Genomic DNA, 14,411 nt, shown 5'->3' on the forward strand with positions numbered 1-14,411 from the left:
GGAAGCTATTCAATGATGACGAGCGGCTCGCCGAATTCGACCGGCTGGCCGTCCTCGACGAGAATCTGCGTCACGGTGCCCGCGCGCGGCGACGGGATCTGGTTCATCGTCTTCATCGCCTCGATGATCAGAAGCGTCTGGCCGGCGGAGACCTTGGTGCCGATTTCAATGAACGGCTTGGCGCCCGGCTCGGGCGCCCAATAGGCGGTGCCGACCATCGGCGACGGCACGGCGCCCGGGTGCTTGGCGAGATCGGTCGCAGCCGCAGCCACCGGGACGGCCAAGGCGGCCGGTGCGGCAACGCCCGCCACGGAGGCCGCGGGCACAGAGGCCGCGATGCTGATGTTGCGCGCGACACGGACACGCAGGCCGGCACGCTCGATCTCGATCTCGGTCAGATTGGTTTCGGCGAGCAGCAGCGCGAGCTCGCGAATGAGGGCGCTGTCGTCGCTCTTGGAGTCGTTCTTTTTTGCGGCTGATTTGTCGTCTGGCTGGCGCGCCATGCTCTGTGATCCAAAATCTCTGTCTGGTGACGGGGAACGTCAGGATTGACGATTAAGTCTTTGGCTTGGCGTCGATCTTGACGCCGATCCTGGTGGCGAGGCCGATGATCGCAAGCCGGTAGCCGTCGATGCCGAAGCCGCAAAGTGACGCGAAGGCGGCTTTAGCAGTGAACGAGTGGTGCCGGAAGCTTTCGCGGGCGTGGATGTTGCTGACGTGAACTTCGACCGCGGGGATCTTGACCGCGACCAGCGCGTCATGCAGCGCGATCGAGGTATGAGAGTAGCCACCGGCGTTGATGATGATGCCGACCGCCTTCTTGGCGTGGGCCTCATGGATGAAGTCGATCAGTTCACCCTCGCGGTTGGACTGCCGGCAGTCGGCGGTCAGCCCGAACTGGCGTGCGGTGTCCGCGCACAGCTTCTCGACATCGGCGAGGGTGGCATGGCCGTAGGTCTCCGGCTCGCGCGTCCCCAGCAGATTGAGGTTCGGGCCGTTCAGCACATAGATCGTTCCGGCAGCAGCCATTCCAGAGTTTCCTGCCAAGGGTTCCAGCCAAAGGTTCCGAAGGGGGTCCGACAAGGGGTGGAGTGGGCCGGGTTATAGGTAACAACCGGCCGAAGGGGAAGTCTTTAGGTGAAATCAGAACGTCTTCAACAACTTCCTCCGACCTGTTAGATGACTGTCCTAACCTGCGGAAAATGCTGATTAACCAAATCTTGCGGAAGCCGCCTTCGGCGGGCGCTCCGGCCCGCCATCCACTGCGTGATGCGGGGTGCGGCCGAAAGCAAGACCCCGCCCCGAAGGGGGCGGGGTCGAGATGAAGGCGAGGGCCCGTTTGGGCACCCTCGCACCGAGGCCGGTTTAGCCCTCGATGATGTAGACGATCTCATGGGTCTCAGGCTGCACGATCACGTAGCGGCCCTTGACCAGGATGAACTGATAGCCGCGCCACTGCGGGTAGATCGTCACGACCCGCTCCGGCACCGGGTAGAAGTGAACGTCAGCCGGAACGCGGGTGCCGACCGCCACATTGAAGTTCACGTTAGTGGCTTCGGTCACGTGCTCCGACTTGATCGCGGTCGTGATCTGGGTGCGCTTCTCGGCCGGCGGAGCCGCGGTGGCCGACGTCGCCGCGTTGCCGGTCGTCGTCTGCGTGCGGCTCGTGTCGTTGGTCTGCGCGCGGTTGGGGTCGGCCGGGCTCTTGGTCTGAGCGTTCTGGTTGGTCGTGGCACCGGCACCGCTCTTGTCGCGGCTCTCGGCGTTCATCTTGCCGCTCTTGTCACGCTCCTCGGCTTTCATGTTGCCGGTCTTGTCGCGACCCTCGGCCTTCATGTCCTTCGAGCCCTCCTTGGAGCCCTTGGTCGCTTCGTTCTCCGAGCTCATGCCCTTCGACTTTTGGGTACTGTCCTGCGCGCCCTTGGTGGCCGTGCCGGACTTGTCGGACTCAGCTCCCTTGGTGCTCGACTCACCGGTCGTCGAATGCTCGGAACCCTTCATGCCGCTCTTGTCATGCTGCATGGTGCCCGATGACGCGCCACCGGACGGTGCAGACTGCTGCGTGGTCGCACCACCACCGGCCCCGGTTTCCTTGTTGGCGCCGCCGGCGCCCTGTGCGTTCGCGAAACCGGTGCCGGCGATCAAAGCCGCCGCCGCGACCGAAATCAGAAAGCGGTTAGACATCGTAATTCCTCCTCGTTTTTCAGCATTGCCCGCGCCGACAACGGGAGAGCATGTGCGATGTTCCTGTTGATTTGCGGTTCCTTGCGGTTTGTTCTTGAGGTGAATGCGCGATGAACGCGCGAGATGAATGCGCGGCTGCTTCAACCGCGGGCCCAGTCGAACTCCGCGCCCGCATGATCGAGCTGGCCGTTGCCGCCGCCGAAATTGAAGCCGCCGAAATGCTCTTCGATCTCGAGATTAGGTCGCGCTATATTTTCGGCTTCGCGCGACTTGCGTCGTTGGTGACGGCCCTTGGTTGCGACCCGCGCGGAATCGGTTCGGTGGCGGCAACAAAAAATCCGGCTGCATCGCAGCCGGATTTTGTACGCGATGAGCGCTGTCGGAGCGGCGATCAGCAGGTCGCCTTGCCGCAGCGGGCGATGCCGATCTTTTCCTTGAGGTTGTCGACGCCGACGGCGCCGATCACGACCTGCTTGCCGATCACGTAGCTCGGTGTGCCGTTCATGCCCATGGATTCGGCGAGGCGGAAGTTCTCCTCGATGGTCGCCTTCACCTCGGGGCTCGCCATATCCTTCTCGAGTTTCGCCATGTCGAGACCGACCTCCTTGGCGACCGCTAGCGCGCGCGCCTTGTCGGCGGCGCCACGGCCGCCGAGCAGCTTCTGGTGGAAATCGAGATACTTCTTGCCGGTCGGATCCTGCATGCGCACGGCGACCGCGACCTGCGCGGCCTCGACCGAGCCCTGGCTCAGCACCGGGAATTCCTTCAGCACGACCTTCAGCTTCGGATCCGCCTTCATCAAATCGAGCATGTCGGACATCGCGCGCTTGCAGTAGCCGCAATTGTAATCGAAGAACTCGACGAAGGTGACGTCGCCGTCCTTGTTGCCGAGCATGACGCCGCGCGGCGAATTGAAGATGGTGTCGGCATTCTTGGCGACGCTCTGCTCATGCTTCTCGGCTTCGGCGGCGGCCTGCCGCTTGCTCAGCTCGTTCATCGCCTCCTCGAGCACCTCCGGGTGCGCGATCAGATAGTTGCGCACGATGGTCTCGATGTCGCCGCGCTGGGTGTCGGTGAAGCTCTGCGCGGACGCCGGAAGCGGCGCGGCGCAAACGCCGAGCGCGAGCAGGGCAGGGGCAAGAAAACGAAGCGCTGGCATGACAAAATCCTTGTTCGCGGTGGCTCAAAATACGGCGGGGCCGTGAGCCGGTTTCGGTGATCGTTGTATGGAACTGCGGTTTATTTCTAGTTGTTTTTCTGACCCGGCATGGGCTTGGCGCTCACAATGTCGTCAGCTTTGACCCAGCCGGGCGTGCCGATCGCGAACCGCGTCTTGGCGCGTGACGCAAGGTCGCGGGCGGTCTTGGTGTCGCCGCGGAGATAGGCGGCCTGCGCCGACGCGAGGTCGGCCTGGGCATAGTCGCCCTTGCGGCCATAGGCCATCGCGAGCTGGGTATAGCCGAGCGGCGCCTCGGGCTCGCGCGCCACCGCGGCGCGCAGCATGTTGATCGCCTCGTCGGTGTAGGCCTTGTTGTCCGAGGCGACCAGCGCCTGGCCGAGCAGCATCTCGATCAAGGGCGAATTGCTGGAGAGCTGCACTGCGCGGCGCAGCGGCGCGATGGCTTCGGCCGGCCGGCCGCCTTCGAGCAGCGCCTGGCCGCGCAATTCATGGAAATAGGGATTGTTGGGCTGCACCTGGATCAAGCCGTCGATCTGCGCGATCGCCGAGCGCAGATCGCCGTGCAGATAGGTCGTGATCGCGCGTGCATAGCGCGCCGGCAGGCTGGTGTTGGACAGCGGATAGCGGCGGTAGACCGTGTCCTGCCGCTCCATGAAGCCCGAGATCTTGGCGCGCATCATGTCGTGGCGCAGTTGCAGCGCCGGATCGTCCTTCTTGTCCCAATAGGGGCTGGAGCGCGCCAGTTCCTGCAGCGCGGAGACGCGATCGACCGGCATCGGATGCGACTGCAGATAAGGGTCGGCCCCGCGCGAGGCGAACAGGCTCTCGTCGGTGAAGCGCTTGAACGTCTCGTACATGCCCTTGGCGGATTGTCCGGTCGCATTCAGGAACTTGACGCCGGCGCGGTCGGCGTTTTCTTCCTGCTGGCGCTGATAGGACAATAGCGTGCGCTGAATGACCGCTTGCGGGGCCGAGATCGCCGCGGCGCCTGCGCTGGAGAGACCGTTGCCGCCACCGCGGCCGCCCGCACCCGCGGCCAGCGCGCCGACGCCGAGCAGCATCGCGATGATCATCTGGGTCTGGGCCTGCGCCAGCTGCTCGCGCATCTTGGCGAGATGGCCGCCGGCGAGGTGGCCGGTCTCGTGCGCCAGCACGCCGATGATCTGGTTCGGCGTCTCCGATTGCAGCAGCGCGCCGTAATTGACGAAGATGCGCCGGCCGTCGGCGACGAAGGCGTTGAACGAGCCGTCGTTGATGATCACGATCTGGATGTTCTGCTTCTCCAGACCGGCGGCGCGCAGGATCGGCCTTGTGTATTCGCGCAACAGCTGCTCGGACTCGGTGTCGCGCAGCACCGGCGGGCCTTTTTGCTGGGCTCGCGCAGGGACCACGGGGCCGACCGCGAGCGCAACCGCAGTCATGAGCGCGGTGAGCTTGAAGGTCCTGGTGCGAAGCGCGAGGCGGAACAGCATGGGCGATCTATCGGCGATGACTGGCCGCGCCGGCGCGAGTCCGGGGGCCGGGCCCGACCGGATTTGGCGCGTGGCGCAGTCTGTTGTTTTTGCAGTTCTTCTTCACGCGAACCGGGTATTCACTTGGCCTGAAAGCGTTATAAGGAGCCACCGAATGCGGCCAGTCTGGGGCGGCAGCCGGTAACGGGAACCCGAATTCGGCAGCGGCCGTGCAATAGCAGAAATCCATGCGTGAAGCGACACCGAGAGACCGTGTAGGCAGCCTGTTGACAGCGTCCGGACGGAGCGATGTTCCGCCGTTCATGGTGATGGATGTGATGGCGGCGGCCGCGCGAATCGAGGCCGCCGGCGGCCATGTCATCCATATGGAGGTGGGGCAGCCTGCCGCAGGCGCGCCGAAGCCGGCGATCGCGGCCGCGCAGGCCGCGCTTGCGGACGGGCGGATCGACTACACCTCGGCACTCGGCATTCCCTCGCTGCGCGCGCGCATCGCCCGGCACTACAGCGACACGTATGGTTGCGCGGTTGACGCTGAGCGCATCATCGTCACGACCGGCTCGTCGAGTGGATTCATCCTGGCGTTTCTTGCGATGTTCGAGCCGGGCGACCGGGTCGCGGTGACCGTGCCGGGCTATCCGCCGTACCGGCATATCCTGACCGCGCTGGGCTGCGAGCCGGTGCTGATCGAAACCTCCGGCGACACCCGCCATGCCCTGACCGGCGAGGCGCTGCTCGCCGCCCATCGCAAGGCGCCGCTGAAGGGCGTGCTGGTCGGCAGCCCCGCCAACCCGACCGGCACCATGATGTCGCGCGAGGCGCTGTCGACCCTGATGGCAGCCGCCGACAGCGCCGGCATCCGCTTCATCTCCGACGAGATCTATCACGGGCTCGACTACGCGTTCCCTGCGGTGACGGCCGCCGAACTGTCGCCGAACGCGCTCGTGATCAACTCGTTCTCGAAGTACTTCTGCATGACCGGCTGGCGTGTCGGCTGGATGGTGGTGCCCGACGTGCTGGTGCGGCCGATCGAGCGGCTGCAGCAGAACCTGTCGATCTCGGTGCCGACCCTGTCGCAGATCGCGGCCGAAGCGGCGTTCGAAGGCCGCGAGGAGATGGAGGCGATCAAGCGCGGCTATCAGGAGAACCGCCGCATCCTGATCGATGGGCTGCCGAAGGCCGGCCTGACCAAATTCCTCCCCGCTGACGGCGCGTTCTACCTCTACGCCGACGTTTCCGACTTCACCTCCGACAGCTTCGCCTTCGCCAACGAGATGCTCGAGAAGGCGCATGTCGCGGCGACCCCCGGCGTCGATTTCGATCCGATCCACGGCCGCGCCTTCATCCGGTTTTCCTATGCACGCTCGGCCGCGGAGATGCAGGAAGCAGTTGCACGGATCGCGCATTGGCTTAAATAGCCCGCGAACTCCAGGAGCCTTCAAACTCCAAGAGCCATCAAGAGCCTTCCGGCGTTCGCTTTGCCTTTCGGATCGGTTTCGCAGCGCAGTGCCGTGGTTTCGCCGGCACTGTGGCGGGCGGATCATCGCGGATAAGCGGCAGGGCCCACACAGTTCCATTTGACTTGAACCGCCAAGTTGATCTTGGCTGTTTCCGCCATTTCTGAGGGGGAGTGACACATGGCAACGGCAACCGTTGTCACGGCTGCGCCGGCGAGCGCCGGCAGCAAGCCGTGGTATAAAGTTCTCTATGTCCAGGTCCTGATCGCGATCGTGCTCGGCGCATTGGTCGGCTGGTTGTGGCCGGGCCTTGCCACCAACGAGTGGATCAAGGCGCTCGGCGACGGCTTCATCAAGCTGATCAAGATGGTGATCGCGCCGATCATCTTCTGCACCGTGGTGTCGGGCATCGCCCATATACAAGATGCCAAGAAGGTCGGCCGCATCGGCGTCAAGGCGCTGGTGTATTTCGAGGTCGTCTCGACCTTCGCGCTGGTGATCGGATTGCTCGTCGGCAATCTGGTCAGGCCCGGCGCCGGCTTCGGCAATGCGGCGGCGAACGCGCAGGCGGTCGCCGGCTATGCCAAGCAGGCGGAAGCGCAGAAGAGCGTCGACTTTGTGCTGCACATCATTCCGGATACCGTGGTCGGCGCATTCGCGCAGGGCGAGATCCTGCAGGTGCTGCTGTTCTCGGTGCTGTTCGGTTTCGCGATCATGGGCCTCGGCGAGCGCGGCCACACCATCCGCTCGTTCATCGACGACGCCGCGCATGCGGTGTTCGGCGTCATCTCGATCGTGATGCGGGCGGCGCCGATCGGCGCGTTCGGCGCGATGGCCTTCACCATCGGCAAGTTCGGCACCGGCGCGATCCTCAACCTGATGGGGCTGATCGCGACGTTCTATCTGACCGCCGCGCTGTTCGTGTTCGTGGTGCTCGGCATCATCGCGCGGATCGCGGGGTTCTCGATCTTCAAGTTCCTGGCCTACATCAAGGACGAGCTCCTGATCGTGCTCGGCACCTCGTCCTCCGAGAGCGCGCTGCCGTCATTGATGGAGAAGCTCGAACGTCTCGGCTGCTCGAAATCGGTGGTCGGCCTCGTGGTGCCCACGGGCTATTCGTTCAACCTCGACGGCACCAACATCTACATGACGCTGGCGACCCTGTTCATCGCGCAGGCGCTGGGCTTCGATCTCACCTTCAGCCAGCAGATCACCATCCTGATCGTGGCGATGCTGACCTCGAAGGGCGCCTCCGGCATCACCGGCGCCGGCTTCATCACCTTGGCGGCGACGCTCGCGGTGGTCGATCCGCGGCTGGTGCCGGGCATGGCGATCGTGCTCGGCATCGACAAGTTCATGAGCGAGTGCCGCGCGCTGACAAATCTGTGCGGCAACGGCGTGGCCTGCGTGATCGTCGCCTGGTGGGAGGGCGAGCTCGATCGCGACAAGCTCAATGCCAATCTCGCCAAGCAGGTCGACCCGACCGACATGGAGACCGCGTTGACGACCGACTAAGTCTGTTCGACGTCTCAGAACCGGTCCAGCCGATACGGCGAGGTGTCCACCGCGGATGCCTCGCCGTTCATCGTTTCGGCCAGCACGCGCGCGGTCGCGGGGCCGAGCGTGAAGCCCTGATGGCCGTGGCCGAAATTCACCCACAGACCGCGATGCCGCGGCACCAGCCCGAGCACAGGCAGCATGTCGGTCGTGCAGGGGCGGGTACCGAACCACGGCTCGGGCTCGACGCGGCTGCCGATCTCGATTAGCTCGCGCGCGGCCGCTTCGGCGTAGCCGAGCTGGATCGGCGTCGCCGGTGCGTCGGGACTGGTCAGCTCCGCGCCAGTGGTGATGCGGATGCCCTTGGCCATCGGCGCCATCGCGTAGCCGTTCGCGGTGTCGACCAGCGGCAGGTCGAGCGAGCGGCCGCCCTGGTAGTGCATGTGGTAGCCGCGCTTGCGCACCAGCGGGATCCGGTAGCCGAACTTGCGCAGCAATTGCGGTGACCACGGGCCGAGCGTGACCACGACGTGGGCGGCATCGATCCGGCCGCCACTGGTGTCGACCGACCAGCCGGACGTCGTCTGCGTCAGCGTCTGCGCATCGCCGCGCAGCAGCGTGCCGCCGAGACGCTCGAACAGTCCGGCATAGGCGGACACAAGTCCGCCGGGGTCCGACACGGTCCAGGGCCCAAGCCAGTGAATGGCGCCGGGCAGGTCGTCGCGCAGCAACGGTTCCGCCTTGGCGAGCTCGCGGCCATCAAGCACGCGAAACGTCACGCCGAAGTCGCGCTGGTTCTCCTCGGCGATTGCAATGGCCTGCTCCAGCGCGGCCGGGTCGCGATGCAGCAGGCGATAGCCGGCGCGGCGGATCAGATTGTCGGCATGGGCGTCGCGGATCAGCGTGTCGTGCTCCGCGGTGGCGTAGGCGATCAGGCGCGCCCAGGCGATGGTGGCTTCGCGGTGCCGCTCGGGCGTCGAGTTCCACCAATAGCGCAGCAGCGGGCCGGCGTGCTGCGGCAGCGACGCCAGGCGATAGCGCACATCGTTGGTGCGCCCCATCGCGATCCGGGCGAGGATGGCGGGATCGCGCGGCATCGGGTAGGGCCGCACCGCTTCGCTCTGGATGATGCCGGCATTGCCGTAGCTGGTTTCGCGGCCCGGCTCCTTGCGGTCGACGAGCGTCACCGACCAGCCGCGACGCTGCAGATGCAGCGCCGTGCTGACGCCCACCATGCCGCCGCCAAGAACGATCGCGCTTTGCATTGGGATCCGTCTCCGTCAGGCTCCGTTACGCCGGCGTCCGACGAACGGATTGCCTGTTCAATAAAAACGCCCGGCGTGAACCGGGCGTTTTGACTTGCAGGTGGTGCTAGTTGCCGCCGCCGAAGCGGCGCGACCACCAGCCCTTGCGGGCCGGAGCCTCGGCCGCAGCGGCCGGTGCCGGCTCTGGAGTAGCCGCGGCCGGCTCAGGGGCTTCCTCCGCGGGGCTTTGAACCAGCGCCGCTGATGCCTCGGGCTGCGGGCTCGATGCGAAGTTGACCTTTTCGCGCACCGTCGAGCGGCGACGCTGGGCGCGGTCGCCTTCGGCAGTGTCCTCGGCGGCAGACGCCGCGGCGGTTTCGGGCTCGGGTGCCGCGACCGGCTCGACGGGGGCGACCTCGGTCGGCTGCCACTCCGGCGGCTCGGCCACCAGTTCGGGCTGCGCCAGCGAGGGAGCCGGCTCCGCGTCATGACTATCGAAATCGGCGACTGCGTCGGAGGCCTCCGACGTCGCCGCCGGGCTCAACTCATCGGAGATCGATCCGGCGAGACCGTCATCCGGTCCGCCACCGCCGCGCCGGCGGCGGCCGCCACGCCGTCCGCGGCGCCGCGGACGGCGATCGCCATTGCCGGCCTGGTCGTCGCGGGCAGCGCCCTGCTGCTCGTCACCTTCGTCCTCATCGCCTTCGGCATCGGCGGCGGCAACCGCCTCGGTGCCTTCGGGCAGGACATGCATGAGATCGCCGTCCTCGCGCGGCTGCTGGGCGCCTTCACGCGCCTCGCTGCCGCCGCGGCCGCGGCGCCGGCGGCGCCGCTTGCGGCGCTGACCGTCGCCTTCGCCCTCGGCAGAGCCCGATTCATCACCGGCCGCCCGCTCGTCGGCGAGACCCTCGGTCTCGTCGGTCTCGATCTCGGCCTCGTATTCGAACAGTTCTTCCTCATCATCGGCCTCTTCGGCCTGGGCCGGCGCAGCGGCAGCCTGCGCAGCGAGCAGCGCCTTGGCGGCTTCGAGCGTATGCACCTGCTCGCCGCGGTCGATGATGTAGGACTGCTGGCCGTGCACCGTGGCATCCGCGACGATCGACAGCGAAACCCGGAAGGAGTCTTCGAGATCGCGCAGATGGCCGCGCTTGTGATTGAGCACGTAGAGCGCGACGTCGGTGCGGGTGCGGACCACCAGGTTGTGGGTCGCGCCCTTCATCAGGATTTCCTCGATGCCGCGCAAGAGCTGCAGCGCCACCGACGAGACCGAGCGGACGTGACCGCTTCCGCCGCATTGCGGGCAGGGCTCCGTCGAGCTTTCGAGCACGCTGGCGCGGATGCGCTGGCGCGACATTTCCAAGAGGCCGAAATGCGAGATGCGGCCGACCTGGATCCGCGCACGGTCCTGGCGCAGGCAGTCGGACAGCTTGCGCTCGACCGCGCGGTTATTACGCTTCTCGTCCATGTCGATGAAGTCGATGACGATCAGGCCGGCGAGGTCACGCAGGCGCAATTGGCGCGCGACTTCTTCCGCCGCTTCCAGATTGGTCTTGAGCGCAGTGTCCTCGATATGGTGCTCGCGCGTCGCCCGTCCGGAGTTGACGTCGATCGAGACCAGCGCCTCGGTCTGGTTGATCACGATGTAGCCGCCGGAGCGCAACTGCACGGTCGGCGAGAACATCGCGTCGAGCTGGCTTTCGACGCCCATGCGCGAGAACAGCGGCTGGCCGTCGCGATATTGCTTTACCGCGCGCACATTGGCCGGCATCAGCATCTTCATGAAGTCGCGCGCTTCACGGTAGCCGGCTTCGCCCGCCACCTGGATCTCGTCGATCTCCTTGTTGTAGAGGTCGCGCAGCGAGCGCTTGATCAGCGAGCCTTCCTCGTAGACCAGCGTCGGCGCCTGCGACTTCAGCGTCAGGTCGCGCACCGTTTCCCACATCCGGATCAGATATTCGAAGTCGCGCTTGATCTCCGGCTTGCTGCGGGAGGCGCCGGCGGTGCGCAGGATGATCCCCATGCCCTCGGGCACGTCGAGATCCTGCACCACTTCCTTCAGCCGCGAACGGTCCTGGGCGGAGGTGATCTTGCGGCTGATGCCGCCGCCGCGCGCGGTGTTGGGCATCAGCACGGCGTAGCGGCCGGCGAGCGACAGATAGGTGGTCAGCGCGGCGCCCTTGTTGCCGCGCTCTTCCTTGACGACCTGCACCAACATCACCTGCCGGCGCTTGATCACTTCCTGGATCTTGTACTGGCGGCGCGGACGGAACGGGCGCTCCGGAACCTCCTCGAGCACGTCGTCGCCGCCGACCGACTCGACGACGTCCTCTTCCTCGCCTTCCTCGCCGTCATCCTCTTCGTCATCTTCGCCGGCCTCGTCGCCCGGCCCGGTCTCGGGCGCGACCACCTCGGCGAGCGCGCCATATTCGGCGACCGCCTGTTCATCGGCGGCGGCGTGAACCTCGTCGGAAGCCACGCGCGGCGCATCGTCGGCATGCGCGGCGTTTTCCTCGATCTGCTCCTCATGGGCGCGCTCGGGCTCATGATTGACCTCGACCGTCTCGACGGTCTCGGGCGCGGCCGACGCGGCGGAGGCTTCGACCACAGCAACGACGGGGTCGGACGGGGCGTCGGCAACCGCCGCCTCGCTCACCTCGGGGGCGTGGTCGTGATCATGGGCATGATCGTGGTCGTGATGGTCGTCGTGACCATGATCGTGGTGGCCATGATCGTCGTGGTCATGCTCATCCTGACCATGATCATGGTGATACTCATGGTCCTCGTGATGCGCATGATCGTGCGCCTCATGCTCGTGGCCTTCGTGGGCGACCACGCCGTGATCGTGGTGTCCGGCATCATGTTCGTGATGCTCGGCATCGACGGGATGTTCGTGGGCCTCGATGGTGGGCAGCGCCTGGGTGTCGTTCGCGCCCTCGATCACCTCGCTCTGGACGCGCTCGCCATGGCCGCGGCGACGGGCATTGCGATGGCGCGACCGGCGGCGATGGCCGCGGTTCTCGTGCTCTTCCTCGGCCTCGCGATGGGCGCGCTCGTCGGCCTCGATCAGCGCCTGACGGTCGGCGACCGGGATCTGGTAATAGTCGGGATGGATTTCGCTGAAGGCCAGGAAGCCATGCCGGTTGCCGCCATACTCGATGAAGGCGGCCTGCAGCGACGGCTCTACGCGCGTAACCTTGGCGAGATAAATGTTGCCGCGCAGCTGTTTGCGCTGGACGGTCTCGAAATCAAACTCTTCGACGCGATTGCCACGGACCACGACGACCCGGGTCTCTTCCGGGTGGGTGGCATCGATCAACATCTTGTTGGGCATTTTGGAGCTCTTGACGGCGGCGGGCGCGGATCATGGCGCGCGCAAACTGCGCCGCCCGGTGACGCGACGGTCCACCTGATTCGGGGGTGAGGGGAAGGCCGAAACGCGTCTCGCGGCGCAGCGCCGGACGGGAACTCACCGGGATGATGCGACGGGCGAAGTTTTCACCTCGCGTCAGCGCGATCATTCGGGGGATCCTGGTCGGCAATGCAGTCTGGCGCATTAAGCGTCGGCCCGTCTAAACATGTTGGCGGCGAAAAATACCGCCGTATCTTTTGCTGAAAGCCCCGTCTGGCGCCGAAGCGCCTGCCGGCCATCGCATATCGAGGCCCCAAGGGACCGGATAATCGGTTATGCCTTGTCTCAAACCGTCCCTCTGGCGAGGGAGTGTGCCTGGGACCGGACGCCGCTCGGGCTTGAATCCGCCACTCCGTGTCAGCCGCGCGCGGCGCTGGCTGGGGAGGGACCGGAAAAACACGGCGGGATCTTCGATCAGGAAGGTTCCACCGCTGCACCGGGAGGCTGAACGCGACACAACCGGGAGTACTAGCCGTCAGCACCTCGTACATACGTGGATTGACCGCCGCGTGCAAGGGAAGCGTCACGCCGCCGCAACACTCGGTTCTTTTCGCCGGAGCGTCATTAGGGGGCGATTAACCGTGTGGTTCTAATGCGGTAAGAAGCAGCTGGGAGGCTACGAATCGGGTGGCGAACCGCGCAAAACACCTTGTTTTTCTGGGATGCGGGCTATTTTGCGCCGCAACATCAGTGTTTGCCATTGCCGGCGCCCCGAGCGCCGCTGAGGGCCCGCAGAACAGCCCGCCTGCGCCGGCCGCGAGCTCCCCGAATTTCCCGGTCGCATCCGGCGCCAGGCTCGCCGGCGACGCCAAGCAGACCCGATTCATCCTCGACCTCGACCGCAAGATCGAGTTTCGCGCCTTCCTGCTGGCCGACCCCTACCGCGTCGTGGTCGATATCCCGCAGGTCGATTTCCAGCTCGCGGCCGGCACCGGCTCGGCGGGGCGGGGCCTGGTGAAGGCGTTCCGCTATGGCCTCGTGATGCCCGGCGGCTCGCGGATCGTGTTCGACCTGACCGGACCGGTGAAGATCGCCAATTCCTACGTGCTCGACGCCGCCAACGGCCAGCCACCGCGGCTGGTGCTGGACTTCGAGGAGGTCGACCGCACCAGCTTCGTGCAGTCGCTGGCGCCCGCGAGCCGGCCCGAGTCGAAACCGGCGATGTCCGAATCCACCACGGCGACCATTCCGGCCGTCACCTCGGCGGCGCTGCCGCCGGTTGCGGTCACCGACGCGCGCCCGCTGATCGTGATCGATCCCGGTCACGGCGGCATCGACAACGGCACGCAATCCGGCGACCAGACCGAGAAGAACCTGGTGCTCGGCTTTGGCCTTGCCCTGCGCGACCGGATCGAGAAGTCGGGCAAGTATCGGGTGGTCATGACGCGGTCCGACGACACCTTCATCCCACTCAACGACCGGGTGAAGATCGCGCGCTCCCAGTCCGCGGCGCTGTTCGTCTCGATCCACGCCGACGCCCTGCCGCGCCGCGAGGGCGATGCCCAGGGCGCCACGATCTACACGGTGTCGGACAAGGCCTCCGACGCCGAGGCCGAACGGCTGGCGGAGGCGGAAAACAAGGCCGACGCCATTGCCGGCGTGAACCTGACCGACGAGCCGACCGAGGTCGCCGACATCCTGATCGACCTCGCGCAGCGTGAAACCAAGACGTTTTCCAACCGCTTCGCCCGTCTTCTGATGGACGAGATGAAGACCACGGTGCGGATGCACAAGCACCCGCTCAAATCGGCCGGCTTCCGGGTGCTGAAGGCGCCCGACGTGCCGTCCGTGCTGGTCGAGATCGGCTATGTCTCCAACAAGGGAGACCTCGAGCACCTGGTCTCGGAGAGCTGGCGGAACAAGGCGGTCGGCTCGATGGTCCAGGCGATCGACACGTTCTTCGCCAAACGGCTGGCAACTGCCGGGTCGGCAAAGTGAAATTGGCCCGCTGAAAAGCCGGGGCCGTTGCGC

At 65.9% G+C, this 14,411-nt stretch carries 11 protein-coding genes; 4 read left to right on the forward strand and 7 right to left on the reverse strand.

All coding sequences use genetic code 11. The annotated features are described in order from the left end of the window. Nucleotides 1-5: 5 nt before the first annotated feature. From accB to J6525_RS26250, 5 genes are all read right to left on the reverse strand, one after another. Nucleotides 6-503, reverse strand: a complete 498-nt coding sequence (gene accB / locus J6525_RS26230; protein WP_225646829.1) for an acetyl-CoA carboxylase biotin carboxyl carrier protein — start codon at nt 501-503, stop codon at nt 6-8. A gap of 52 nt (nt 504-555) precedes the next feature. Further along, on the reverse strand, nt 556-1,029 hold the full coding sequence (gene aroQ, locus J6525_RS26235) for a type II 3-dehydroquinate dehydratase (RefSeq protein WP_092084301.1): 474 nt from the start codon (nt 1,027-1,029) through the stop codon (nt 556-558). A 336-nt stretch (nt 1,030-1,365) separates the two neighbouring features. After that, the gene (locus J6525_RS26240) at nt 1,366-2,184 is read right to left on the reverse strand and encodes a DUF1236 domain-containing protein (RefSeq protein WP_225646830.1); all 819 of its coding nucleotides are present in this window, start codon (nt 2,182-2,184) and stop codon (nt 1,366-1,368) included. A gap of 391 nt (nt 2,185-2,575) precedes the next feature. After that, nucleotides 2,576-3,343, reverse strand: coding sequence for a DsbA family protein (locus J6525_RS26245; protein ID WP_016840097.1), 768 nt, complete (start codon nt 3,341-3,343; stop codon nt 2,576-2,578). 86 nt (nt 3,344-3,429) lie between these two features. Continuing rightward, the gene (locus tag J6525_RS26250; protein ID WP_057019998.1) at nt 3,430-4,836 is read right to left on the reverse strand and encodes a M48 family metalloprotease; all 1,407 of its coding nucleotides are present in this window, start codon (nt 4,834-4,836) and stop codon (nt 3,430-3,432) included. Nucleotides 4,837-5,063: 227 nt separating this feature from the next. Here J6525_RS26250 and J6525_RS26255 point away from each other — a divergent pair, with 227 nt between their 5' ends. Both J6525_RS26255 and J6525_RS26260 read left to right on the forward strand, forming a co-directional pair. Then, nucleotides 5,064-6,251 (forward strand): pyridoxal phosphate-dependent aminotransferase, encoded by a 1,188-nt coding sequence (locus J6525_RS26255; protein ID WP_225646831.1) that lies wholly within the window; start codon nt 5,064-5,066, stop codon nt 6,249-6,251. A 219-nt stretch (nt 6,252-6,470) separates the two neighbouring features. Continuing rightward, nucleotides 6,471-7,805: a dicarboxylate/amino acid:cation symporter gene (locus tag J6525_RS26260; RefSeq protein ID WP_057020000.1), complete on the forward strand. Its 1,335-nt coding sequence runs from the start codon at nt 6,471-6,473 to the stop codon at nt 7,803-7,805. Nucleotides 7,806-7,819: 14 nt separating this feature from the next. On the opposite strand, the gene J6525_RS26265 is transcribed toward J6525_RS26260, so the two are convergent. Together J6525_RS26265 and J6525_RS26270 are read right to left on the reverse strand one after the other, a co-directional pair. Continuing rightward, nucleotides 7,820-9,052 carry an NAD(P)/FAD-dependent oxidoreductase gene (locus tag J6525_RS26265; RefSeq protein WP_225646832.1) on the reverse strand — a complete coding sequence of 411 codons (1,233 nt, stop codon included), beginning with the start codon at nt 9,050-9,052 and terminating at the stop codon, nt 7,820-7,822. Between the two features lie 106 nt (nt 9,053-9,158). Beyond that, nucleotides 9,159-11,684: an Rne/Rng family ribonuclease gene (locus J6525_RS26270; RefSeq protein ID WP_446471731.1), complete on the reverse strand. Its 2,526-nt coding sequence runs from the start codon at nt 11,682-11,684 to the stop codon at nt 9,159-9,161. A 21-nt stretch (nt 11,685-11,705) separates the two neighbouring features. Between J6525_RS26270 and J6525_RS47285 the strand changes: the two genes are divergently transcribed. Then, entirely contained in the window at nt 11,706-12,452 is a 747-nt protein-coding gene (locus J6525_RS47285) for a hypothetical protein (protein ID WP_312009822.1), read from the forward strand. A gap of 615 nt (nt 12,453-13,067) precedes the next feature. Next, the gene (locus J6525_RS26275) at nt 13,068-14,378 is read left to right on the forward strand and encodes an N-acetylmuramoyl-L-alanine amidase (RefSeq protein ID WP_225646834.1); all 1,311 of its coding nucleotides are present in this window, start codon (nt 13,068-13,070) and stop codon (nt 14,376-14,378) included. The last annotated feature ends 33 nt before the right edge of the window (nt 14,379-14,411 follow it).

The organism is Bradyrhizobium australafricanum, from assembly GCF_020329495.1.
GTDB classification, from domain to species: Bacteria; Pseudomonadota; Alphaproteobacteria; order Rhizobiales; family Xanthobacteraceae; genus Bradyrhizobium; species Bradyrhizobium australafricanum.